Source organism: Enterobacter cloacae complex sp. ECL352 (genome assembly GCF_020149545.1).
GTDB lineage: Bacteria > Pseudomonadota > Gammaproteobacteria > Enterobacterales > Enterobacteriaceae > Enterobacter > Enterobacter asburiae_B.
The window spans coordinates 618928-640949 of sequence record NZ_CP083709.1; the positions used below are offsets into that span (position 1 = coordinate 618928).

Consider the following 22022-nt stretch of genomic DNA (forward strand, 5'->3'; position numbering starts at 1 on the left):
AAATCAAGATGGAAGAAGAACTATATAGAAGAATAAAAACCAATAGATGATTAAAAAGGCTCCTTTAAATAAGGAGCCAAAAAAAATAATTTATTAAAACATTGTTGTTAAATAGAAGTGAAGATCAATGTATTATCATTTCCACCATTTTGACACTGTGTAGCCGTTCCTGCGACATCCAGCACACCGCCAGCAGGTTTAACATTACCGACCGTGCCTACTCCTGCCGTATAGAAATTGCCTGCCGCTGCTGTAATAATTTTTGTACATTCTGCTGCAGGGACATTCTTATATGTTATGGTGAATGAGGAACCTGCAGCCGCAGAAGGTCCTGTATCTGCTGATTCAACCACAACATTTCCTTTGAATGCATTTATTGGTGTTGCTGAAGAACCAGAACCACTTAACATGTTATCTGGGAATATTTTTGCCTGAACAGCTACAGAGTTTGTAAGACCAGTAAAGCTTGAAGCTGAAGTATAAAGCGCTTTAACACCAGCTTGGATTGTTGCTATGTTATTGCTTTCAGCCTGTGCACGTTGAGACGCTTGCACTTTAGGATATACGATAAATGCTGCTACCACTAACGCTGCGATAATACCAAGAACAAGTAATAGTTCTAAAAGTGAGAAACCTTTTTTACTTTTTATGTTTTTAATTAATACTGTATTTTTCATTTCCTTTATATCTCCATTGTTTAATAAAATGATATAAAGAAAATAATAAATTTAAAAATAAACGCAACCACTTAAAAAATATTATATACAAAGTAGCCGATAAGCGGATTACCTAACAGAAAATAAAAAGACCGTGTTCACTTACGGTCGCTTTATCGGGAGGATACCCCCATGACTTTATTAAATACCACCACAGCTTACAAGATTTGAATATGGAGTTATCCATCTGTGATGATAAAATAAAAAATACAATTAATATAAAATAATGTCAAATTTAATTCAATGAAAGTTGAATACATATAACATTTTATACTTATACAATGACTTCTATATTCCATTAAGTTTTTCGGCCTTTCATACTAGCCAGAAATAACATTCCGCTTCTTTTAAACCTTTCTTTATCATCTGGATGTAGGTGAGGTATCTCTAGTAGCATACCTAAAACAAGATCCTTATCCACTGTAAAAACATCACAATCGAGAGCCTTGGCAACTTCCGCACCTAAAATTATTTTCTGGCGTGTTTCTATCTGTTTAGACTCTTTCTTAGACTTATGTTGTAAACGATTTAAACGCATCTGAGCAGATGCTAATTGCTGTTCCAGTGTCTTTTTTATTCGTGGTTTCTTTCTGGTTTGTTCTTTATCTGAAATATCACTCATTTTCTATCCTCTTATAGTTCCATGATACATATATATTTCTTATAAATATGTTAGTCAATGAGGATATTTGAATAATTGGATTATTATTTCTTTTTATACGATGGGAACTTTTCTTTTAAAATGTTAAAGCAGTTGATAACATTTTCATGCTCTACTGAAAAATGATCTACACTCCTTTTCAGAAGATCATTGGCAATATCAACGATAAATTGACTTTTTTCACTATGATTATAGACAGTAAATACATCAGCTATCCAGTGGTAGCAGCAAAGCGTCAACAAAATACAATAGTCTTGATATTCTTTAATTCCTGATAAAAAAGTATATCCGTTATAATCTACTTGCCTTGTTCTTCTATAATATTGTCTAAGCGTGGGTTTCATTATTATTAAATTGTTTTTAACTATATCATAGTGAATGTCATCCTGAACGTAGTCGTTTTTAAGAAAGAAGTTATTGCTATGAACATATAAAGCATAGGCAATTGTTTCAGTAGAGATTCCATATTTCTCGCATAGAGCCGTTGAGACAACAGGATTGTTTTCTATATGTCTTATAAACTCACTTTCCTTCAAGTTTTTTGTTTTCAATTTTTTCATGTATTACCTCTTATAAAAAATTATAATATCATCATTAATGAATGCTTTAACGACGAAATGGCACTGGTTTTCTCCATTCAAACTCTGCCTCAAACCTTTCTTTATTTCTTTCATTTTTGATCTGACAAGATATACGATTGTTGAGGATCTTTTTTCGAGCAATTTTTAAAACTTCTTTCATTTCACATTTTACAAGCTTTCTACCTTTAATTTTCATTTCTTCATATATGGCATTATTGATAAAATCTCTTTCTTTAGCTGATAGTATCTTTAATCTTCCTTGCTCATACGCATTATTTGAAATGGTATTAATTGTTTCATCTTCTTTTTCTTCCATATCAACTCTACTCTTCTTTTGTTTTTTTGATTTTTGCTCTTTTCTAATCGAGCGGACTTGATCACGAGCAATAAATTTGACAGTTTGTTTTTCTTTTTTATTTAGTGCTTTACCTTTTAACTTAGCGGCTTCTTCCAGAAAATCATCTATTATCTTTTTTTCATTCTCAGTAAGATTTTGTATCCATCCCATTCTTAGCTTTTTTGTTTTACTTTCCATATCATTACCTTTTTATTTATATTTTTTAATTAATACAATTAAAAAACAAGAAACTCAAATTAATCCATGCACCATATTTAATTTATAAGCCTACTTATCTTTCGTTAGTGCCTTGATGAAATGGCACCTACCTACTGATATTTTTAAAATTATTTTTTTGTACTAGTAGTACTAGAATTTTATTAGATTAGGTTCTGGGGTTTTAGATAGCGACTTTCAGTCGTAGTAGTTTTCCGTCAGGAAAACTTAGTTTTTCTGCAAGCTTCACCCCCCTAACCCCCCGTAAAAAAATACTATTGTAATATTTTTTTTAGGTTCGCAGGTTGGCGATTCTCACCGTAGCTATTGAGTTCCAGCACGTTTCCATTACTGGGACACCCCATCGGACTCCTACGGATACATCATGATCATTTAAAGCATTTTCTCGTTTTACTAAATAAAATTATACTACCGCTTTATAGATTTTAGATGAACGCTTCAAGTTGGTGGCTACCGACTTCCCCCCGTTTATATGCCACCTACAATAACCTAAGAACAAAACAGTTTTTAACACATGATGTCCAAAGATTCTTAGACCTGATACACAGGTTTAACGTTATTGCTTTTGAAGACTAAAATGTTTTTGGAAATGGTATTTGAAAGGCTTGTAAAAAGTTGAGATTTAGATTTGACAAATATGAAAAGATTATTTAATACTTTATTATATTTGTAATCACGTTATTCCTCTAACTGATTACAAGGCTTCAAAAGTCGGCAAAACTTTTTTAGTCCTTAAAAAGTCAACTTTGAAAGTTGGCTTTTTTTGTATCTTTATTTTATTTACAACACAACATTTTACTTGTCAAATAAAACAACCTAACTTTATTAAAAATAAAAAAGACCAGACAAACTTAAATATATTTCGTCAAAAAACACATTTAACATATGATCTCATGGATTTTTATTTGATTTTTACTGTTTAATCAGCAATAACTAAAATGGTTATGATACAAAAGGTGATAAATGAAAAGGCAGATTATAAAAATATCATGGGCTAAAGATTCAGAGGGAAAGGTTATCCATGTAAACGATGCTATAAAGGATAATAACTATTATTGCCCATGCTGTGATGAAAAATTAATATTGAGAGCAGGAACTATAAAAAGAAAACACTTTTCACACAGAAATGATTCTAAATGCGATCCAGAATCGGTTTATCACAAACTCGCAAAATTTCTTATTTGTTATGCTATTGATGAAAACTCAAATGGTCATAAACAAATAGAGTTGGTCAGCAAATGTCATGGTTGTGATAAAGAACATAAAAAAATAATAACGCCTTGTATTTTCTCAAATGCTAAAGAAGAGGTTCCTATCGATAAATATCGTTGTGATATTGTCGCTTACTTGAGTAATGGTAATAAAGTAGCAATAGAGGTATTTCATACACATGAGATAGATGAAGAAAAAAAGAAAAACCTTTCAATACCGTGGATAGAGTTAAAATCAGAAACAGTAATTGAAGATCCTTTTTTGTGGATTTGTGATGACTTTAAATTTAAATTAAGTTTCTGTTGTGATTGCATAAAACACTTCAAAGAAATCATTTCTGTATGTGATAAGTACAAAATAGACAGAAAACTCTATACACCATTGAACATACCTAATGATGAGGAATATAATTATATTGCCGACTTAATTACATGTTATCGTTGTAAAGCTATCACGCCAGTATTCTTTCATAATAATGGAACCGAATATGATGCCCCACATACATTAAAATTTATCAAGACACCTAAAGTTCCAAAAGGCTATCTCACTAATACTTGCGCTAAATGTGGTACAATAATAGGCATGAAATATGTATTTTGGGAAGCATCACACATAAATAAACTGCAAGATTTCGAAATTTTTAGAAGCCTAGAATTAGAGTCCTTATTCTACGAGAAACAACAGTGGTTTGGAAATATAAGTTCTAAGCAAAAAGAGTTAAACCTGATAAGATGTAAATTAATGGAGAATTGAAAAGCTACTGTACTACCACGTTCAGGCAGCACTTAGTGATTATCGGAAATAATCACTGAGCTGATAACAGGCTCGTCCTGTTATAGATTGGATTTATCCAAAAATGGTGTTTACAAGAGTCTGCACAAAAATGCAACAAGCTCTATATGTAATCATGCAACATATACAATCAAAATCATTAACCTAAATCATCTAATATTCCCCACGTTACTTGACTCTCTTTCCTTATGGTTTATTTTTCACCCTTTGCTTTTTCACTCATATTTTAAGTCCGAACCTACACCATCCATTTTTTTAAAAAAACTGTCGTTATAAGTCTGTTTTAGTGCATTTGGCTTTTCCCGCCTTACGGCGGGAGGGAAATTAACTCTTTTGCCCTTACGGGCGCTCTCTAAAACCATAGTCATTAAGATTCGTGTAATACCTCAGCCGTTCATCCGATTCTAGCCCTGTAAATTTCACAGCCCGTAAAACTAGAGTTATTATTTAACTATAGAAAAACTTTTTTACATTGTCGTTATTTTTAGCTCCGTTAGGAGATATAAAAATAAAGCAATGCCCACCTATACACTGCTACGCAGTGTGTGGGGTCTACCGACGGTTGCCTGCCGCAGGCTAAAAGCAAAACCAAGGTCAACGTCAACACCAGAGTTTTTCTTACGAAAAACTAAAACCAGCATAGTCGCATTTGAGATTTATATTTTGGTTTGATATTTAAATTTATATTGAGGTTGTTTTTATTGTATGGCTATTTTTCATCTTGATTTTAAAATTGTGAAACGTTCAGAAGGCAGGTCTTCCGTTGCGAAGGCTGCCTATCATGCTCGTACACGTATAACAGATGAAAGAACAGGTGATACGTATGATTACAGTCGCCGTACTGATTTATATGGGCACTTCATATTAGCTCCAGCTAATGCACCAGAACACATCGTAAAAGATTCTACAGCATTGTGGAATGAAGTGGAAAAAGTTGAGCGCCAGAACAATGGTCAAACAGCCCGTTATTTCGATGTTTCCATTCCTACCGAGTTAAATAATGATGAAAAGAAAAAACTTGTCCTTGAGTATTGTCAGAAAAATTTCGTTGATAAAGGTATGATTGCTGATATCGCTTTCCATGATCTCGATAGCGACAACCCACATGCTCACGTTATGTTGACGTTAAAAACCATTGGCCCGGAAGGGTTTGGTAAAAAAGAAAGAAGCTGGAATGACAGAAAAATGTCTGTGTTGTGGCGTGAATCATGGGCATCTATGGCGAACAGCTACCTCGCTGCTGCTGGTTCGCCAGAACGTATTGATCATCGTTCCCTTCAAGCCCAGCACGAAGAGGCATTAGAAAAAGCGGCGGCTGCTCTGGACAATAAAGAACAAGCACTATGGCTTGCTAAAGCCGCTGAAACAAATCGTCCTGCAATGAAACGTATCCACAGCGCGAAATGGCGTAGTAAGGCTGCTCAGGAACAAAGAGCCGCAGAACAGGCTGTTCGTGACGCTGCTAAACAAGAAGCTGTTGAAGTCTACAAAACATTCAGTGAACTTGACCTTGAAATCGTCGTTGATGTCAGAAGCTTTACGATTACACATCTTGCTGAACCAGAAGAAATCGTATTACCTGAAACACACTCCGGCTCTTCTACTGATGAGAATCAAAGACCTGTTTTGGTTGCACCAGCTCCTCATACTCGTATGCGTGGCGTTAAATCTTACCGTGATAAAACAAAAGTCAGTAAGGTTGTTGCTTGTATTCCGCCATCAATCAGTATTTCTGATTCTGGTACAAATACTATTCTGAAAACATCCACCTCTCAAAACCCAAACAGGGCATCCAGAAGCGCCCCTGACCGTGCAAGAAAGCATAAGACTACTCCACGTCAGGATAATATTTTTAAACGCTTCACAACTCTTGTCATAGATTTTTTTAAGCAGAAGTTTGTATGGGCTAAAGCAAACAAATCCCAAAATGATCTTATCAGTGAAGAACATGATAAACGTATTGCTGAAAACTATGTCTTTGATGAGGTATTAGGCCGTCATGTTCTACGCCCTGAATATGAGAAACGAGCTAAGTTTAACCAAGATGACTACAAGCCAACGACTGACGAGATCACCCGTTTCCCAAGCCGTCTTAAGCAGGATCAGGCAGAACACAATCAAAGTGAGAATCTCACCCCGTCTGTACCACTTGAGCAGATGGGAAAGGATAGCTATCCAAAGTTCAGGCCACCGGGATTACGAAGTAGAGATTCGTAGAGCTATAACAGAATGAAACTATAATATCATTTATCAGTTATAGCTTTGATTAGTTTACCAAAGCTGATAAGCCCACCCCGAGAAGTCAAATGATTAGGCAACTCTCTGGTTTTGGGAAATTTACGGTGTTTCGGACCAAAAGATAGTATTATTAGCTTTTTCTTAGTTGTAGGGTCATACCATCTGTAATGAATAACTGCTGCAGATGTTGCCCCAGATATATTTAAATCACGGATCTTGGCTTGGGTAGATGTTGAGTTAGGATCATATGGTCCAATATGATAATGCCAATGACCGCCTGCTTTATATCCTATAAGGATTGATATTTCATCACCATTAGTATCAGTCCAAGACGGCTTATTTTTCCCTCGAAGAAGTTTTCCATCTTCTACATCAAGAACAAATAGTGTTAAAAGACCAGCTTCGCAATTAGAAGTAAGATCATTAGTCAAGAGTGAGAAATCACAAAATTTATCTCCTCTATAATTACCACTAATAAAATCAGGATGATAATAAACGATAGCAGGCATAGTAAATTAACGTATAATAGATTATTTATAAAAAAGGTGAGGGGTAGCCTCTTGCTCTTCACCAAGAACTGTTTTTGCAACCTGACGTTGCCACTCTAGAAGAGACTGTAAACGCTCTTCTCTTGTGCCATCACAAACAGGTGCTTTGATCAGGTCCGATTCGTCAATGTGCTCACCACGCTTGAGAAGCATTTCATGTTCTTTAGGCTTTAAACTCAACATAATAACCTCCTATCACTCTTAAATAAATTTAAGCCAAAAATCTCTTTTTGTCAATTATTTATACAGTTTCCTACTAAGAGCCTATCCATTAGGCTAGGCGTAATTGTTGCAGGCAGTTTAAGCACAAACAACGCTTCAATCCCGGAGCGTACAGGTAGTACGTAAGGATTTTGAGCACCACCTCGCTTCAAAATGACCAATTAAATAGGCTAATAGGATAGGCTCTTAGTCTTTACACATAGATACTGTAAAAATCATCAGTTCACTTCTTGATTTACCCCCTAATTTTAGGTATAAAATCAGGAAGTGACGAGTGATGCGAGAACCGTATGAACAATCAAATGCAGCGTAAGGTAGTTTTTGGTGATGAGGCAATTGCCAATGTTTCTAAATATGGGATTAGCGAGTATGCACTTCAAGCAGCTATAGAAGATGGTCTTCTGGAGATCAGACAAAGTACTGATCTAGATGCTAAAACAGATCCGGGGTCTCGTGCTTGGGGAGCGGTTATTCGTGGCTTGCGCCGTGAATTGCTTACTGATAGTGAAGAATGGAGCTTTTCATTTGTTAGCGGGTTAAACCTGACTCATAACAAGGATAAAGGGTTAAATATTCTCGTTATGAGTGGCGACAAGTACACTGGTCTTTTAGATGGGAATCCCAAGAGCAAAAACCCTAAAGGGGCTGCTACTGAAGTTCTGGTCGGTGAAAACTTTGAATTGTTTAATCCTGAAAAAGGGATTTCTCCCATTGTCGCATCAGAACCTGTTGATTCGATGATCAACTTTGTTCTCCTTTACTTTTTCGATTATGGTAATAAAGAAGTGCGCTATGAATTATCCATTCCCGATGGAATGAGCAATTCTGCTGGTAAAACGCGAATAGCTTCATGGAAGGAACGATACATTTTCGAAGCGATTCCGTTTGTTAATAAAGTTATCCCTCTTAAAGAAGAGTTTAACGAAACCCCTGCGTTCACAGTTATTAGAAACGAGTAGTTCGGATATCACATGGCAAAATTTAACCCTTCGCGCCTTAAACTTGCAAGGACAAGAAGAGGATTAACAATGACAGCCTTAGCAAAAAAAGCAGGGCTTTCTTTGAGAATGATCGTTGATTATGAGAAAGATTATTGCCTATATGAGCCATCTGAGCAAACTATAGCTTCATTTGTAGATGTTTTAAAATATCCTGCCGATTTTTTCTTCGGTGAAGATATTGAATCAATTGATCCTTCTACAGTATCTTTTCGTTCTCTGAAGAAAATGACATCTGCACAGGAAGGTGCAGCAATTGGTGCAGGTCAACTCGGATTGATTGTTAGTGACTATTTTGAACAGTATTTTAAATTACCAGAACTCAACCTAATTGATTTAAGAGGCGAAACACCTGAATCAGCTGCACGAGCACTTCGTGATTACTGGAAACTTGGCAGTAAAAGCATTTTTAACATGGTTCATTTGTTAGAAATGAATGGGATTAAAGTATTTTCATTATCAGAAAATACAGCGGAAGTTGATGCTTATTCGTTTTGGAAAGCAGGAAAGGCATATGTATTTCTGAACAACCAAAAAACTGCTGAACGAAGTAGATTTGATGCAGCTCATGAACTGGGGCATTTGGTTCTGCATAAACATGGAACACCTCAAGGCAAGGATATTGAAATTGAGGCTAATGAATTTGCTTCAGCGTTTTTAATGCCAAAAGAGAATATTCTAGCTGCAAAAATGCGCAATCCATCTTTAGATGCCGTGCTTCAACTTCGTCATAACTGGAAAGTATCTACCTTTGCTCTTATTTACCGTATGAGGCAAGCGGGAGCATTAACTACTTGGCAATATAATAATCTTGTAAGAGAAGCTTCTGCACGTGGGTTTAGATTGAGAGAGGATCAAGTAATGGAGCGAGAAAGATCTATGATCATTGACTCATTACTCGACGCCCTAGCTGATGATGGTATAACCTTACCGGTGATTTCTCGCCAGCTAAATATCCCTGTAGGGGAGCTTTCTAATCTGTTGTTCAGATTTGGTTTGATTCAAAGTATCTGAATGTTCAAATGAAGTGAGGCTAACAGATTAGCATTTCAAGATGTTAGCATTGTCCACTTATGGCACAGATCAGTCTGTCTGTAATTGTTTGTTGTATCAGTTTCAACTTTTTACATACAAAAAAACCATACCTAGATAAGTCAATGGTATGGTTTCCTGTATTAAGTCTGATTACATCCTTCTTCTAAACACAACATTATCAGAGAATATCGCCTTACCAGCTATAAACCCAACAGCAGCAATGATTGGTAGGCTGATAGTAGCTCCCGCCATACCTGTAGACATTCCGATCAGTATAGACAGGCCGAAGGCCAATAATATAACCACGAAAGCATACCAGCCGGGGAAGGTTCCATACAGAACCGTCGCCATGCAGCCGGTGCAGACATGGACACCCCTTTGGCTTTCTTTCAGGCAAAATGGACACTTGATGGTATTGTTTTCCATGATAGCCCCTTAGATCGCTTTCCAGCCATTGCTGGTTTTAACAAGATTAATCATGCCGTCTTCAGGTTCATTCATACCCTTGACGCTGGAGAACGCTTTTTTGTCCACCCATGCAGGAACATCCGCCAACTTCCATGTATAAGACACGCGAACAATTTTCTGATTACCGTTTCCCGGTTCAGTCCATTCCTTTATCTCAGCAACCGCACGATGACCAATACAGGCACCATTTTTACGATCCCAAAACTCAACCGCTTGGCCTTTGTCTGTTACTTCCAGAACATCGACACTGCTAAACCCATTTGCCTGTTGTGAAACAGTGAGCAGCCCTTGTTCAGCAAGTCCTTTCAGGATTTCATCACTGGCACTGTATCCGGCAGAACGGTAGCCACGGTTAACCTTAATCGGAAAACCTTTGTTGAATACAATATCGTTGTCCTGCAGGGAGTAGCACAGCTTTGATTGTGATATTTTTGCGTTGATCGCTTTCTCAAAGTCGCCTTTTTCACCGCATCCCGATACAAGAGCAGCAAGACCCGCCACGAGTAAAAATTTACGCATAGTGTTATCCCAGAGTTAATGGTTGATTGTGCCGTTTCTCAGAACAACGAGACGAACTGGCATATCGGCATTGTTGACGGTAGCGAATCCACGGACTTCGAAATTGTTTACCGTTCCGGTGACGCTGATTTTCTGGCCTTTCTTATAGGTAAGAACTGCATCATCAATACCAGAGTAGTAATCCAGCCATACCATGCCACCGCAGTAGCTTGTATCGGCTGTTTTAAAGAGCAGGTAATAGTTAGGGGCTGTTTTGGGCATTCCCGTCATCATATCGCTGGCACTTCTGCCCTTCGTAACTTCCAGAACAGTGGCATTGGTGATAGAGATCCTTTTGCCAGTCCACTGTTTCTCTGCCGCCATTGCGTTTTCTTCATAGTCTTTGCAGACAGCACCAAGGCCAGATACAGACGATACCGGGCCAAGGCTTTGAGTGGTGGCGGTGCCCCCCAGCGCTTTACCTACTGAAGACAACGAAGAACTGATTGCTCCATTAACTGTATTCACACCATCGTTGAGCTGCTGGCATCCTGTCAGTGCGGCAGCAGACAGCAGTAGAGGCATCACTATCCGTAATTTCATATCTATCCCCAATGTGTGGAAACTTTATGTCAAAGACAGCCCTACCCATAGGTTGGTCTCTCTGGGCTGTAAAAAAGCATTAATCAATTGATAGGATTCAATTTATTTTTCTGTTCGTCATATCGTTTGTATCGATCGAATTCAAATCATTTGATAGATCAGAACTATCATATATCTATAATCGATCGATATAAACAATTAAAACACCGATCAATTGACGCTAATTTGATAGTTAAAATCTATCAAATGCAGTTTATTGATCTTTTATATCGATCAATAAGAGGTGTAATGTACACGAAGAGCCATGTCAGTAGCTGTTTGCACATGGATGGAGATAGAAAGGTATAGGTCGGAACAGATAATACCCTGTCGACCATTACGCAGACAGGTATTGTTAGATCTCAGGTAATGTAGCTATCTTCAGATATGGTGTTGTAAAAACCTGTATGCAACGCATGTTTTAATATACTGTTTCATATGGAATGGTAGCTACCATTCAGACTTTTCAATCATCTTCCAAAGCACTCACACCACTTGCCGGGAAATTGGTTTTCATATTATTCGATATCTTCGGAACTAAGGACTCTATTGTTTCTTCGCTAACTTGGCTGAGTTCAGAAATCAATCTTCTGTATGTATTAATCATTCGTTCCTGATCAAACTCATTTGCTGATTCTGATAAGAAGAAATAGCCATAATCTTTGACATGGATATTATCACCACTTTCCAAAGTGAGTTTTATTCCTTGTTCATTTTCTTCAACATCTTTAACAATACAAGTCATAAATGGTATTTTTTTATTTGTATGAAAGAGCGTATTAATCTTAATGTTGTTCATCCTTTATTTTCCTTCTTTTTTTATTATTTAATACCATATCGAATCGGTAAAAATCAAATTTAACTCATTTAATAAACGTTCTACCTGTTTTTATTATTCTTTTGAAAAGATATTTATCTTATGAGCTAACGCTCATGTGCTGACGCACGGCTACGCCCTAACGCTGTAAAATATATTTAACGATTTGACAATGGTATTTGCTATGTTTGAGGGAAAAGCCAAAAGGATCAATTTTTGTTCTTTTAATCATAATAAGATATATATGATCTTATATACCATAATAGTATTAGCACTAAAACATATAGCATTTGCTCTTAAACGCATAGGAAAACTATATTCATAGAAGCAGCACTTAGTGATTGTCTTGAACAATCACATTGCTGAAACAGGGTTCATCCCTGTTAATGATGGATTTATCCATAAAGAATTGCGGCGTAGCCGCCAGATTAAGTGAAAGAAAAATTAATTAAGTTCGTATAATAAAAGCAGCGGTTCGTGATTGTAGAAAAAAATCACTTCGCTGAGATATAAATTGAAGAGAGGAAACCAATGCAATAAATAGTTAAACTATACCCTTGAAATGCCTCTGCATAGTTGTTCTCAACTTCACTAATTGAATAATGAAGAAGGAAAATGCTCTCAGGGCAGCTATAGCTCAAAACCAAGTACCGACATCCGGGAGTTAAAGTCCCGAATCCCGGTACTTAAGTTGATAAGTATTCTCAAATAAAAATGATAAAGTGTTATTTATATATATTATGTAGCACTACAAGTTTCATAAGTAAAAACATCAAGTGTTAGTTATTTTAAAAAATATAAACTTTAAGTATTGACTTGCACGCAAAATATTGTATTTACTTAAATGTATAACTAAAAAAATAAAGGAGTAAATACCATGATAGAAAATAAGATACAAACTGAAGTAAAGAAATCAAGAAGAGGTCTCCCACGTCATACTAAAAACCCATTTCTTAATGATACAAGTCTACATACAAAAACTGGAGTCAGACGTATTACTACAGGAAAAGATCGATTAGCATTAATTAATGAAAATACTGGAGAGCAAGTTGGTAATGGCGGTTTCTATCAGGCTATGGAGGTTGATAAGACACAGTTCGTGAAACTTTATGTTGACGGAGTATCTGCTATTGAAGGACTGTCTTCATCGGGTAAAAAAGTTTTCAAGATCCTTTATCTTGCTATCAGAGATAATAAGGATACTGATACTATTTTGATGTCATACGATATTGTTGATCAAGATGTCGTAAAAATATCCAGAACAACATATTTCAAAGGCATGAAAGAACTTGCTGACAAGAAGTTTATTGCAGAGACCATGATACAGAACTATTACTTCATTAATCCAGACTATATGTTTAATGGCGACCGTTTAACATTTATGAAAACATATTATCTTTCCAGCAGTAACTCTAATAAACCCAGTAATAATAAGGTGAAGAAATGAAATACTTACCCGGATCACTTGAAATAAAACTTTATGAAAGATTATCGAAAACCGATATACTTGACATCTTAGCGGAACAAATGACTATGCTTGAGGAAACATTTGGTATCGAAGAGTTTAGTCTAAATTACTATCTTGGATGTTATATTGATAGTAAGAAACAATCCTTCTATCATGAAGAACATAACGCTATTGTAGAGTCATTTAATTTAAAAAATGATACGAAGCTTGAGAACACGTCTAAACTCATCTCAAAAAATGGTAATGCCCGAATTGTTTCCTTTGATAAAAATATTAATGTAGATAAAATTCGCTCAACCGTAGAAAGCATTCAGATGCATAATCCATATCGATATTGGTCTAATAATATCAAAGTTATTCCATCATCCGTAGTTAAAAACATCATTCAAGATAAAGAGAGAAAATTACAACTAGAAAGAGATAAAATTAACTTACTCAACCAACTAAGACGTAAACAACAAGAGGAGCAAAAGAGTAAGGAGCGTGAAGAATTTGATCGTCCGTTAAAATCACTCATTGCAAGAAAGATCATGGAAAGCGGTCTAACTGATGTAGAGTTCAAAAGAACAATATGTTCCAGCTTCGACTATATAAAAAGCGGCGCTGTAATAGCAAAATACCTAGCCAATAAACCTGATTTATTAGAAAAATATCATGATTCCCGATTAATAAGAATGTCCATCAAAAATGATGAAGGTAAAGTCGGCAAGGTTGAACTCTATGATCTTTCTGGAGCACTAATTTTTGAAAGCTATAAAAACAAATAAGAGAGGTATGATATGCAATGTTCATGTGGTAGAGAAATGACAGAGAGGTTTTCTGTTTCTAAGAAATGCAACTTGAGATGGGAATACTCTTTTTGTAAGTCTTGTGGAAGAATCGATGCAGATTATCTTTATAGCTACGATAAAACACAGTTTATTGAACGAGGTTATTCAGCAAGGCTAAATTATAGAGACATGACAAGAAAAATAGATAATTAAATTAAAACCATGCCTCTCCATTAAATTTGACACTTTGAACCAATCCCTTAAAATAAAATATATACACAATCCACTAAAAATAAGAGGAGTCAACATGACAGACCATATAAAAAAAGAACCAGAAGATGAAACAATTATTGATAGTGCTAAAATTTACGATGCGCTTAGAAAAAATTATTTTGATAGATGCTTCCTTTCTTCTTACTTAGATGAAAAAACAGATGATGATTTTAATCCTTTCAGTGACGAAGCATATAATAAAATGAAGTCCTTGCATGATGAAAGAGATAATCTTAATTTTAAAAACAAAATGAAAGAGATTAAAAGGAATTTATCTACATCACAAAAAAAAGAAGTCGAAAAAATAATGAAAAACAAAATAAAATAATTTTTTAAATATCCAGCCATGAAAAACACTTTCTCCGATGAGATAAAGATCATGACTACTTCCTTTATCTGAATATATAGAAGCCTACATTGACTTCTATATCCCATTAAACCTATTAAATATTTTTAACTTCCAATATTCAGAACCTTCCTCTTTCTCTCGAAGATTGGCCTCAAGATTCTTCATGATTAGCGCTTTTACTCCTTGGTTATGTGCTGCCATTACTTTGTTAAAGAGTTCTTTTTCATCTATATCTTCCCGTTTTTCTTTTCCTGTCCCATTCACTTTTTTGTAGTAATCGAAATCATCGAATAGATTGTTTATTTGTATTTTAAGTGCCTGTCCCGCACACTTTTCATTTTCAATGATCATTACCGCTTCATTATGAAATCCATATGCTATTTCGTATATGAAATCGCAATATAATGATAAGACCGTGCAAATGGCAAAAAACATTGATTCATTTTTTTCGTATAATACCACATCATTCATATCATATTCCTCTTGTAATCGATGTACAGCCCCATTACGGGGCCACATAATCTAAATCAGTGAGTAGATAACAACTCTGCCCATGATTTCTTAATCTATTTTTATTTTGATATTATTTACAAAACTCCCATGAATGCCGGACCAGACGTTCCGCTACCTCTTCAAAGTTTACTTCTTCAAGCTTTCCTTCCAGACATTCACATTGGATAATGATGTAAAAATTTTTACTGATATGCTCAATAACATTGCCGATGAAAACACACATAAAATCCGCATCATATACCAAGTATGAGACATTATCAGAGGCCATATCCTGCATAACCTTCCAACTAGCCTCAAACGAACGCTCTGCAATATTATAAAACGTTTCTGTAGATACACTTTTAATTTCAAAAATTTTACTCATGGTTACGCCTCACTATTAAATGATATTTGTTTTCTTTTTTATTTTTTCGCCCCATGAATGAGGCTAAAAATGATTTATTAAATAACCTTTTTATCTTCGTTTGTGATTAACACGTAATGTTATCAACACCACCTCCTTATCAACCATTTTTACTGAATGCCCTTGTTCAAAGTACTCCCATCTGACTACCTTTTTAAAAGATGCGCTTGCATTTTTGATACAATCCTTATAAATACTATCCATGAATGCATCATCCTCCATTAACATCTCTGCTTCATTAGGCCGTGTTTCCTTCAGCGTATTTATTCTCATTTCATAAAATAACTCAGCAAGGTGCAGGAATACTTTTCTTGATTCTTTTATCAGTTTTTCACTCATCTCATCACCTCTTATTTTACATCACAGACTGTTTATTTGCGCTGATTTCTACTTTTTTGTAATAACGAACATAATCATCACCATTAAAGCATTTAATCAAAAACTCATGATAGCTACTTAGTATAGTTTTAACCTCCGGGACTGATATGTGTTTAATCTTTATCTCTTCAGGACTTTCAAACCATTCCTGTAACGTGAGATTAATAATATCCATTATGAATATCTCCCTGTAAAATCCATCCTTCATTTTTTTCAGAAATGCATCCTCCCTTAGATTGTAATATAAGTAATGTATAAACTCATTGTAGACATTTACAACATCAGTAGCAAAGTTTGCTGTCTCAGCATTACTTGCGGATATTTTAACGGGTATTTCATTCCAGCCTAAACATTTTTCGTTCATATTCACCTCTCTCATTAATAGTTAGTACGATACGCAGAATAAATAACTCTCAGATTCCTTCTCACCTCATCCAAGAACAGATAATATTCTTTCCCTTTATTATCTTTCATTGATTCAGCAAACTCTTGTTTTGTTCGTTCGATCACTTTTCCAATCACTTCTTCAATATAAAGTCGGTCTTTAAAATGACGCTCATAATCATTTCCCATACAATCAATCATGACCTGAAGATGTTTTCTAAAGTTATTTATTGCCATTTCCATAAATACTTCTGTCTCATCATTCGTAACAGTCACCACACAAGGCAGTACGTTTTTACTTTTCATCTTAACCTCTCATTATTTAATAAACTTTTTTAGATATGATTGCGAGAATCAGAAATGATTTTGTAAATCCATTCATCAATCTCACTTTCAATAAATGCTATAGAGCGCAATCCGGTTTTTACTTGCTTAGGAAATTTACCCGCTCTTATTAAGGTATATATCCACGTTTTACCAAACCCTGTTCTTCTTTTTACTTCTGGCAAACGAATCAGTTTCGGATGTTTATCTGTTTTGTTTTGAACCATATTATCTCCTGTTTTTTTTACGTAATATCTTGGATATTTCGTTTTTTAGTATGTTGTTCGATGGAGATAATTCTAGGATTTTGGCTAGTTCTAAACTAGGGATGTTCACCAACCGTGAGTTTCGCGGAAATTTTTGGAGGGATACACTTTTTAGGGATGTTCGCAGGTTGTGAACATCCCTTGTGTTTACTTTTTGTTTTTATCCGAGGATTTATCGTTAACTGTTATCACATCAACGATACCCCAATCCTTCAACATATTATTTTTAATGTAAAAATCATTTAAAACCTTGAAGTACTCATCGTTATCAAGATAACTTTTCGCGTAATCATAATCAGTATCTTTGATGTTCTCACTACTTCTGACCCCATTATTACCATGCAGGATGTCAGCTAAAATGGTGAAAGGTATATTCTTACCTTCGTTGTAGAGCTGTTCCCATGAGATCAAATCCATCAAAGGGATGACTTTGTAATCAAGTATTCTTTCAAAGGTCTTATGACCAAACCTAAATTTTCGTTTCGGGGGTTTAGGCGTTTTCAGGTGCTTTTGCCATAGAGCAATCAGTACTTTCAGATGTTCTGCGAGATCGTCACTGCTGGCTTCTTCCAAGTCAATTTCAATCAGCATCTTGTTAGCAGGGTTCATGCCTCCTTGTTTCAGATACTCAGAGATGTAGTCGGAACTCACTGCAACAGGGTCTGTTTGCTCTGAAGTCTCCAGCCGATACATAGCCCGCCCATAGTTGAACAATTGAACTCTGGTCATTGGTCTTACAGCATAGCTATGCGACAGTCTGTGATTGTCTGAAATCCAGTCTGATTTAAGTATCACATCACCACATCGGATTGTGGCATCATGGTATATCGCTTGCATTTGATTATCTTTGCCTGCTGTTTCCCATTGTTGTCTTGTTTTGTAAGCCAACATCCGTCTTTCAAGCTCTGCATAGATTTGTTCTAAGGTGAGGTCTTTCAGGCCATCATATCGGCGTACATCAAACCAAGATAACGCTGCCCTGATTTCTTCCATTTCCTTTTGTGTAGTCATTGTTCTACCGATTGCTTTTGTGTTTCCTAAACGTTAGCCCATTCAACATGATAGAGAAAGTGGAAAAGAGGAGCGGGTTTTCAAAATGGTGTGAGCACAGTAAGTGACCTTGAAGGTCAGTGCTTTCACCTTGACTAAACATGATTTATTTAATAAAAAATAACCAATTGTTTTTCATCATTTATTTTAACAAAAATAACGACAACATCCTGTTGATAATGAAAGCAAATTTAGATACGTATAGTCAGATGATTATGACAACAACCAATTGTTTTTAATTGACATTTTTACCACAAGAAAACAATAATGATGGTAAATATGTTGGTAAAAATATGGCTATATTTAACAAAGTCAGTAATAACAGGAGATGTAGATGAAGTTCGAGTCCAGTCAGAGGAGCCAAATTTGAAAAGCCTGCTTTTGAAGCAGGCTTTTTGCTTTTCTGCGTCTCGACAATTTTCTGGTGGTGCTGCGCTTACCCGACCTACGGAACTGTATGCCCGGTCAGCGCATCACCACTGGCGCAGTAAACCGCTGCTTTCAGCATTTTTCCTCTGTCTTATTCTCGACTAGCGGAAAGACCCGTAACGCTTAGGGCAGCCTGGCAATCACCTTAATCTCAAACTGGAATCCGTATAGCCACGTCACGCCGATCCCGGTCAACGTAGGGTAAGGCGCTTCCCCCCAATATTCTGGCAGTATACTCCAGATAGCGTCGAGGTTTGACTCGGGATCGACGACAAAGAGGGTAACGTCAACCACGTCCCCGAACGTGCAGCCCGCAGCTGCGAGAACAGCATTAAGGTTTTCGAATGCCAGCCGGATCTGCGCGTTGAGATCCTCTTCAGGCGAACCATCCTCCCGGCTACCTACCTGTCCCGAAACAAACAGGAAGCCGTTAGATTTGATGGCGGGTGAATACCGGTTGCGCTCGTAGAGCGCCTGCCGATTGAAGGGAAAAACGGCTTCGCGTGTTGTCATGTTTGTGCCTCTGTAATGGGGCGAAATCTGCCCGGTGAACATAAAGACACTGTACAGGTGCCAGCTCGGGCGGATAAACAAGCGACTTTGTCCCTCATTGTTTGTAATATCCAAACAATCGGCGAAAGAAGAGGACTTGGGATGGATCGTTTCGATGCGATGCGCGCCTTTGCTCGCGTGGTGGAAGCAGGCAGTTTCACCAGGGCTGCCCAAACGCTTCATATGAGCAAAACCACGGTGACGCAGCTTATTCAACAGCTGGAAGCGCGCCTGCGCGTCAAGCTGCTCCATCGCACCACCCGCAGGCTCGGTGTGACTCCTGATGGCGCGGTCTACTACGAGCGCGTCATCCGCCTGCTGGCGGACATGGAAGATGCTGAAAACAGCCTGTCCAGTGCGACGATGGCGCCCCGGGGCCGACTACGGGTAGACGTGCCCACTCCGCTTGCACGCCTGGTGCTGGTGCCCGCGTTACCGGCTTTTCACGCGCGCTACCCTGATATCCAGTTCGACCTGGGCGTGAGTGACCGGGTGGTGGATCTGATCGGCGACAACGTGGATTGCGTCGTGCGCGGCGGGGAAATCAACGACCAGTCCCTGATCGCACGCCATGTTGGCGATTTGCAAATCGGTGTTTACGTCGCACCGAGCTATGTGGAACGCCTCGGCGCACCTGCGCATCCGCGAGAGCTGGAAAACACGGACCATCGCATAGTGGGATTCTTCTCCTCACGCACCGGTAAGGTTGATCCTCTGGTACTGCACGGTGAGAGCGAACATATTGAAATCACGGGCAGCTACGTGCTTGCAGTGGATGATGGCAATTCCTACCTCGAAGCCGGGCTCGCGGGATTAGGCGTGATTGCGCTACCCGTCTATATGGCGACAGCACATCAGGCTTGTGGCTCCTTGATTCCGCTATTTGAAGACTGGCGTATCAACCCAATGCCCCTGTACCTGGCCTTTCCGCCGAACCGCCACGTTAACGCCAAACTGCGCGTTTTTATTGATTGGATCGTTGAATTGATGCAGCAGCATGTCCCCACTTCTACCCATAAGTAACTGCATCTATTCGTTCATCACCGCGAGTGACGGTCATGCTGGCGGTTTTGAAGCAGGTTTTTTGCTTTTCTGCCCTACAGCACAAACTCATAGTGCGAGCCATCCGGCAGCTCCACATCAAGCCGCAGCTTTCCGCCCGCAGCCTCAACGTAGCGCTTGAGAGAAGAGAGTTTCAAATCGCGCCCGGGCTTTTCCATTACCGCAACGGTAGGTTGCCTGATACCCAACGCCTGCGCCATTTCTACCTGCGTTTTTTGTACTTTCTCGCGTAACTCAGCAAGATGAATGTTGAGCAAAATATCCGTTGCTAGCGCCTGAGCGCTGGCGACAACCTCCGGCTTTTCATCCGCTATAAGCTGCTCAAGGGTTCTTCCCATCGCGCTATTCCCTCTCTTTTAATATATTCAGCCAGTGAGTGAATTCCCGGTCAGCAACGAGAAGCATCTCATCGTAGAATCGCCTTTCATTGCCGACCTTATTGCCCGCACAAAGTATGATGCCAGTACGGTTTGGGTCAAAGGCGAAAAACGCCCGTAATGGATCGCCCTTACTCTGAATACGTAGCTCTTTCATGTTGCTGTGACGGGAGCCTTTAAGCGTATCAGCGTAGGGTCTCGATAAACCCGGCCCCTTCTCTCGCAAAACAAGCAGTGCTGCAAGTACGCTGGCGCGATCGGTATCGTCAAGCGATGTGAACCAGCGATCAAACCTGTCCGTCGTGTTAATTGCCCACACAAGACCCCCATCCAATATAGATCAAAAGCTATATATGTGCAAAGCTATAGCAGTGATTATGCAGAGATGGAAAAGCAGAATCTTGTGGGGTTACGGAAATTCTGAATGCGTGCCGGAGTAATTCTATGTATCCCTTGTTGGATATTCATTTTGTTACGAGCAGCATCGGAAAAAGTTCAGCAGCCCACCAACTGCCGCCAGGCCGCCACTTCCTCATCCAGCCACGCGACAAAAAGAGCCACCTCCGGCTTCGTCTCCGTTGACCGCGCTGTCACCAGCCAGTAAGGCCAGGGATACGGCGCGGTGATGGAGGTTAGCTGGACCAGTTCCCCCCGGGTGATGGCATCCTGAACCAGAGAGCGGCGCTCCAGCGCGATCCCTTTCCCGAGCCGAACAGCTTCGATAATGATATTGGAGTCGTTAATGCATAAACCGCCAGGCACGATCTCTTTCTCCAGCCCCGCATTCACGCACCACGTTTTCCATGACTCCATGGAAAAAATAATATGACTCTTTGCAATCTCAGCCGGCGTAGCGGGCAGCTCGCCGCCGTTATAGCCGGGTGCGGCCACAACAATAAGCTCATCGGAAAAAAGGTAATGGCTTTCGCTCCCTTCCCAGTTTCCTTTCCCCATCCGTATCGCGATATCTGTTCCTTCCTGCTGCAGGCTGGTGACCGTCAGGCTGGCCTGGATCCGAAGGGTGATAAGCGGATATTTCGCCCGAAAGTGTTCCAGGCGCGGCAACAGCCAGTGGCATCCAAAAGACGGCACCATTGCCAGCGTCAGCTCCTGCTTTCTCGGCTTCACCTGCACGAGCCGGGTGGCATCTGCGATATGGTTCAGCGCCTCGCGTACCTGAAGGGCATAGAGCCGCCCTTCTTCGTTAATCTGCACCCCACTTCCCTGACGGATAAAGAGCTTAACGCCCACCATCTCCTCCAGCAGTTTGATCTGCTGGCTGATAGCGGAATGGGTAACGTGGAGTTCTTTCGCCGCCAGCGTCACGCTGCCAAGACGGGCGACGGCTTCAAAGCTTCGCAAACTGGCAATGGGTGGAAAATCCGACATGAAAGCACTCCCTTATCCGCGCTGGATGTATAA

29 protein-coding genes are annotated in these 22022 nt (G+C 38.6%); 8 read left to right on the forward strand and 21 right to left on the reverse strand.

All coding sequences use genetic code 11. The features are described from left to right. Nucleotides 1–107: 107 nt before the first annotated feature. From LBF07_RS02905 to LBF07_RS02920, 4 genes are all read right to left on the reverse strand, one after another. Nucleotides 108–677: a type 4 pilus major pilin gene (locus LBF07_RS02905; protein ID WP_032260055.1), complete on the reverse strand. Its 570-nt coding sequence runs from the start codon at nt 675–677 to the stop codon at nt 108–110. A gap of 337 nt (nt 678–1014) precedes the next feature. Beyond that, a complete protein-coding gene (locus LBF07_RS02910) occupies nt 1015–1338 on the reverse strand; it encodes a conjugal transfer protein TraD (RefSeq protein WP_001280264.1) in 324 nt (107 codons plus the stop codon). An 83-nt stretch (nt 1339–1421) separates the two neighbouring features. After that, nucleotides 1422–1937 carry a hypothetical protein gene (locus LBF07_RS02915; protein WP_106731513.1) on the reverse strand — a complete coding sequence of 172 codons (516 nt, stop codon included), beginning with the start codon at nt 1935–1937 and terminating at the stop codon, nt 1422–1424. 46 nt (nt 1938–1983) lie between these two features. Next, complete coding sequence (locus LBF07_RS02920; protein WP_016240054.1) at nt 1984–2493, reverse strand: hypothetical protein; 510 nt, start codon at nt 2491–2493, stop codon at nt 1984–1986. 1002 nt (nt 2494–3495) lie between these two features. Between LBF07_RS02920 and LBF07_RS02925 the strand changes: the two genes are divergently transcribed. Both LBF07_RS02925 and mobQ read left to right on the forward strand, forming a co-directional pair. Next, a complete protein-coding gene (locus LBF07_RS02925) occupies nt 3496–4497 on the forward strand; it encodes a competence protein CoiA family protein (RefSeq protein ID WP_074181516.1) in 1002 nt (333 codons plus the stop codon). Between the two features lie 744 nt (nt 4498–5241). Further along, entirely contained in the window at nt 5242–6753 is a 1512-nt protein-coding gene (gene mobQ / locus LBF07_RS02930) for a MobQ family relaxase (protein WP_103245491.1), read from the forward strand. Between the two features lie 26 nt (nt 6754–6779). Here the strand turns inward: mobQ and LBF07_RS02935 are convergent, their stop codons facing one another. Beyond that, on the reverse strand, nt 6780–7283 hold the full coding sequence (locus LBF07_RS02935) for a hypothetical protein (RefSeq protein WP_206461967.1): 504 nt from the start codon (nt 7281–7283) through the stop codon (nt 6780–6782). Nucleotides 7284–7304: 21 nt separating this feature from the next. Beyond that, nucleotides 7305–7505 carry a hypothetical protein gene (locus tag LBF07_RS02940; protein ID WP_016240050.1) on the reverse strand — a complete coding sequence of 67 codons (201 nt, stop codon included), beginning with the start codon at nt 7503–7505 and terminating at the stop codon, nt 7305–7307. A 329-nt stretch (nt 7506–7834) separates the two neighbouring features. Here LBF07_RS02940 and LBF07_RS02945 point away from each other — a divergent pair, with 329 nt between their 5' ends. Then, nucleotides 7835–8503, forward strand: coding sequence for a hypothetical protein (locus LBF07_RS02945; protein ID WP_016240049.1), 669 nt, complete (start codon nt 7835–7837; stop codon nt 8501–8503). Nucleotides 8504–8515: 12 nt separating this feature from the next. Continuing rightward, a complete protein-coding gene (locus LBF07_RS02950; RefSeq protein ID WP_063930100.1) occupies nt 8516–9556 on the forward strand; it encodes an ImmA/IrrE family metallo-endopeptidase in 1041 nt (346 codons plus the stop codon). Between the two features lie 171 nt (nt 9557–9727). Here LBF07_RS02950 and LBF07_RS02955 read toward each other — a convergent pair whose 3' ends face one another. The 4 genes from LBF07_RS02955 to LBF07_RS02970 all read right to left on the reverse strand — a co-directional run bounded on the left by LBF07_RS02955 (nt 9728) and on the right by LBF07_RS02970 (nt 11984). Further along, the gene (locus LBF07_RS02955; RefSeq protein WP_048260929.1) at nt 9728–10003 is read right to left on the reverse strand and encodes a membrane protein; all 276 of its coding nucleotides are present in this window, start codon (nt 10001–10003) and stop codon (nt 9728–9730) included. Nucleotides 10004–10012: 9 nt separating this feature from the next. Beyond that, nucleotides 10013–10564, reverse strand: coding sequence for a lipoprotein (locus LBF07_RS02960; protein ID WP_032730749.1), 552 nt, complete (start codon nt 10562–10564; stop codon nt 10013–10015). Between the two features lie 15 nt (nt 10565–10579). Beyond that, nucleotides 10580–11146 (reverse strand): hypothetical protein, encoded by a 567-nt coding sequence (locus tag LBF07_RS02965; protein ID WP_047369710.1) that lies wholly within the window; start codon nt 11144–11146, stop codon nt 10580–10582. Nucleotides 11147–11651: 505 nt separating this feature from the next. Further along, nucleotides 11652–11984 carry a hypothetical protein gene (locus LBF07_RS02970; protein WP_048260928.1) on the reverse strand — a complete coding sequence of 111 codons (333 nt, stop codon included), beginning with the start codon at nt 11982–11984 and terminating at the stop codon, nt 11652–11654. A gap of 895 nt (nt 11985–12879) precedes the next feature. On the opposite strand from LBF07_RS02970, the gene LBF07_RS02975 reads away from it, so the two are divergent. The 3 genes from LBF07_RS02975 to LBF07_RS02985 all read left to right on the forward strand — a co-directional run bounded on the left by LBF07_RS02975 (nt 12880) and on the right by LBF07_RS02985 (nt 14841). Further along, nucleotides 12880–13449 carry a replication/maintenance protein RepL gene (locus tag LBF07_RS02975; protein ID WP_001548721.1) on the forward strand — a complete coding sequence of 190 codons (570 nt, stop codon included), beginning with the start codon at nt 12880–12882 and terminating at the stop codon, nt 13447–13449. Continuing rightward, nucleotides 13446–14237 (forward strand): hypothetical protein, encoded by a 792-nt coding sequence (locus LBF07_RS02980; RefSeq protein ID WP_014907313.1) that lies wholly within the window; start codon nt 13446–13448, stop codon nt 14235–14237. The genes LBF07_RS02975 and LBF07_RS02980 overlap by 4 nt, the downstream gene beginning before the upstream one ends. 310 nt (nt 14238–14547) lie before the next feature. After that, nucleotides 14548–14841: a hypothetical protein gene (locus LBF07_RS02985; protein WP_065782198.1), complete on the forward strand. Its 294-nt coding sequence runs from the start codon at nt 14548–14550 to the stop codon at nt 14839–14841. Nucleotides 14842–14937: 96 nt separating this feature from the next. On the opposite strand, the gene LBF07_RS02990 is transcribed toward LBF07_RS02985, so the two are convergent. The 8 genes from LBF07_RS02990 to LBF07_RS03025 all read right to left on the reverse strand — a co-directional run bounded on the left by LBF07_RS02990 (nt 14938) and on the right by LBF07_RS03025 (nt 19122). Next, nucleotides 14938–15333, reverse strand: a complete 396-nt coding sequence (locus LBF07_RS02990; protein ID WP_045910839.1) for a hypothetical protein — start codon at nt 15331–15333, stop codon at nt 14938–14940. A 112-nt stretch (nt 15334–15445) separates the two neighbouring features. Then, a complete protein-coding gene (locus LBF07_RS02995) occupies nt 15446–15739 on the reverse strand; it encodes a hypothetical protein (RefSeq protein WP_000034418.1) in 294 nt (97 codons plus the stop codon). A gap of 90 nt (nt 15740–15829) precedes the next feature. Then, nucleotides 15830–16117: a hypothetical protein gene (locus LBF07_RS03000; protein ID WP_016240042.1), complete on the reverse strand. Its 288-nt coding sequence runs from the start codon at nt 16115–16117 to the stop codon at nt 15830–15832. 16 nt (nt 16118–16133) lie between these two features. Beyond that, nucleotides 16134–16520 (reverse strand): hypothetical protein, encoded by a 387-nt coding sequence (locus tag LBF07_RS03005; RefSeq protein ID WP_016240041.1) that lies wholly within the window; start codon nt 16518–16520, stop codon nt 16134–16136. Between the two features lie 14 nt (nt 16521–16534). Continuing rightward, nucleotides 16535–16846 (reverse strand): hypothetical protein, encoded by a 312-nt coding sequence (locus tag LBF07_RS03010; protein ID WP_001515481.1) that lies wholly within the window; start codon nt 16844–16846, stop codon nt 16535–16537. A 29-nt stretch (nt 16847–16875) separates the two neighbouring features. Next, nucleotides 16876–17091, reverse strand: a complete 216-nt coding sequence (locus LBF07_RS03015; RefSeq protein ID WP_000250489.1) for an AlpA family transcriptional regulator — start codon at nt 17089–17091, stop codon at nt 16876–16878. A 186-nt stretch (nt 17092–17277) separates the two neighbouring features. Beyond that, nucleotides 17278–18141: a DUF6387 family protein gene (locus LBF07_RS03020; protein ID WP_016240040.1), complete on the reverse strand. Its 864-nt coding sequence runs from the start codon at nt 18139–18141 to the stop codon at nt 17278–17280. Nucleotides 18142–18732: 591 nt separating this feature from the next. Continuing rightward, complete coding sequence (locus LBF07_RS03025) at nt 18733–19122, reverse strand: RidA family protein (RefSeq protein ID WP_094933995.1); 390 nt, start codon at nt 19120–19122, stop codon at nt 18733–18735. Nucleotides 19123–19263: 141 nt separating this feature from the next. Here LBF07_RS03025 and LBF07_RS03030 point away from each other — a divergent pair, with 141 nt between their 5' ends. Beyond that, nucleotides 19264–20184 (forward strand): LysR family transcriptional regulator, encoded by a 921-nt coding sequence (locus tag LBF07_RS03030; RefSeq protein WP_094933996.1) that lies wholly within the window; start codon nt 19264–19266, stop codon nt 20182–20184. A gap of 74 nt (nt 20185–20258) precedes the next feature. Here the strand turns inward: LBF07_RS03030 and LBF07_RS03035 are convergent, their stop codons facing one another. The 3 genes from LBF07_RS03035 to LBF07_RS03045 form a co-directional block, all read right to left on the reverse strand. Next, on the reverse strand, nt 20259–20561 hold the full coding sequence (locus LBF07_RS03035; protein WP_094933997.1) for an XRE family transcriptional regulator: 303 nt from the start codon (nt 20559–20561) through the stop codon (nt 20259–20261). Between the two features lie 4 nt (nt 20562–20565). Beyond that, nucleotides 20566–20919, reverse strand: a complete 354-nt coding sequence (locus tag LBF07_RS03040) for a type II toxin-antitoxin system RelE/ParE family toxin (RefSeq protein ID WP_094933998.1) — start codon at nt 20917–20919, stop codon at nt 20566–20568. Between the two features lie 176 nt (nt 20920–21095). Continuing rightward, entirely contained in the window at nt 21096–21989 is an 894-nt protein-coding gene (locus LBF07_RS03045) for a LysR substrate-binding domain-containing protein (RefSeq protein WP_094933999.1), read from the reverse strand. Between the last annotated feature and the right edge of the window lie 33 nt (nt 21990–22022).

Excerpts from the sequence above, each read along its gene's own strand:
- LBF07_RS02905 (WP_032260055.1), bottom strand. The coding sequence starts at position 677 with ATGAAAAATACAGTATTAATTAAAAACATAAAAAGTAAAAAAGGTTTC.
- LBF07_RS02910 (WP_001280264.1), bottom strand. The coding sequence starts at position 1,338 with ATGAGTGATATTTCAGATAAAGAACAAACCAGAAAGAAACCACGAATA.
- LBF07_RS02915 (WP_106731513.1), bottom strand. The coding sequence starts at position 1,937 with ATGAAAAAATTGAAAACAAAAAACTTGAAGGAAAGTGAGTTTATAAGA.
- LBF07_RS02920 (WP_016240054.1), bottom strand. The coding sequence starts at position 2,493 with ATGGAAAGTAAAACAAAAAAGCTAAGAATGGGATGGATACAAAATCTT.
- LBF07_RS02925 (WP_074181516.1), top strand. The coding sequence starts at position 3,496 with ATGAAAAGGCAGATTATAAAAATATCATGGGCTAAAGATTCAGAGGGA.
- mobQ (WP_103245491.1), top strand. The coding sequence starts at position 5,242 with ATGGCTATTTTTCATCTTGATTTTAAAATTGTGAAACGTTCAGAAGGC.
- LBF07_RS02935 (WP_206461967.1), bottom strand. The coding sequence starts at position 7,283 with ATGCCTGCTATCGTTTATTATCATCCTGATTTTATTAGTGGTAATTAT.
- LBF07_RS02940 (WP_016240050.1), bottom strand. The coding sequence starts at position 7,505 with ATGTTGAGTTTAAAGCCTAAAGAACATGAAATGCTTCTCAAGCGTGGT.
- LBF07_RS02945 (WP_016240049.1), top strand. The coding sequence starts at position 7,835 with ATGAACAATCAAATGCAGCGTAAGGTAGTTTTTGGTGATGAGGCAATT.
- LBF07_RS02950 (WP_063930100.1), top strand. The coding sequence starts at position 8,516 with ATGGCAAAATTTAACCCTTCGCGCCTTAAACTTGCAAGGACAAGAAGA.
- LBF07_RS02955 (WP_048260929.1), bottom strand. The coding sequence starts at position 10,003 with ATGGAAAACAATACCATCAAGTGTCCATTTTGCCTGAAAGAAAGCCAA.
- LBF07_RS02960 (WP_032730749.1), bottom strand. The coding sequence starts at position 10,564 with ATGCGTAAATTTTTACTCGTGGCGGGTCTTGCTGCTCTTGTATCGGGA.
- LBF07_RS02965 (WP_047369710.1), bottom strand. The coding sequence starts at position 11,146 with ATGAAATTACGGATAGTGATGCCTCTACTGCTGTCTGCTGCCGCACTG.
- LBF07_RS02970 (WP_048260928.1), bottom strand. The coding sequence starts at position 11,984 with ATGAACAACATTAAGATTAATACGCTCTTTCATACAAATAAAAAAATA.
- LBF07_RS02975 (WP_001548721.1), top strand. The coding sequence starts at position 12,880 with ATGATAGAAAATAAGATACAAACTGAAGTAAAGAAATCAAGAAGAGGT.
- LBF07_RS02980 (WP_014907313.1), top strand. The coding sequence starts at position 13,446 with ATGAAATACTTACCCGGATCACTTGAAATAAAACTTTATGAAAGATTA.
- LBF07_RS02985 (WP_065782198.1), top strand. The coding sequence starts at position 14,548 with ATGACAGACCATATAAAAAAAGAACCAGAAGATGAAACAATTATTGAT.
- LBF07_RS02990 (WP_045910839.1), bottom strand. The coding sequence starts at position 15,333 with ATGAATGATGTGGTATTATACGAAAAAAATGAATCAATGTTTTTTGCC.
- LBF07_RS02995 (WP_000034418.1), bottom strand. The coding sequence starts at position 15,739 with ATGAGTAAAATTTTTGAAATTAAAAGTGTATCTACAGAAACGTTTTAT.
- LBF07_RS03000 (WP_016240042.1), bottom strand. The coding sequence starts at position 16,117 with ATGAGTGAAAAACTGATAAAAGAATCAAGAAAAGTATTCCTGCACCTT.
- LBF07_RS03005 (WP_016240041.1), bottom strand. The coding sequence starts at position 16,520 with ATGAACGAAAAATGTTTAGGCTGGAATGAAATACCCGTTAAAATATCC.
- LBF07_RS03010 (WP_001515481.1), bottom strand. The coding sequence starts at position 16,846 with ATGAAAAGTAAAAACGTACTGCCTTGTGTGGTGACTGTTACGAATGAT.
- LBF07_RS03015 (WP_000250489.1), bottom strand. The coding sequence starts at position 17,091 with ATGGTTCAAAACAAAACAGATAAACATCCGAAACTGATTCGTTTGCCA.
- LBF07_RS03020 (WP_016240040.1), bottom strand. The coding sequence starts at position 18,141 with ATGACTACACAAAAGGAAATGGAAGAAATCAGGGCAGCGTTATCTTGG.
- LBF07_RS03025 (WP_094933995.1), bottom strand. The coding sequence starts at position 19,122 with ATGACAACACGCGAAGCCGTTTTTCCCTTCAATCGGCAGGCGCTCTAC.
- LBF07_RS03030 (WP_094933996.1), top strand. The coding sequence starts at position 19,264 with ATGGATCGTTTCGATGCGATGCGCGCCTTTGCTCGCGTGGTGGAAGCA.
- LBF07_RS03035 (WP_094933997.1), bottom strand. The coding sequence starts at position 20,561 with ATGGGAAGAACCCTTGAGCAGCTTATAGCGGATGAAAAGCCGGAGGTT.
- LBF07_RS03045 (WP_094933999.1), bottom strand. The coding sequence starts at position 21,989 with ATGTCGGATTTTCCACCCATTGCCAGTTTGCGAAGCTTTGAAGCCGTC.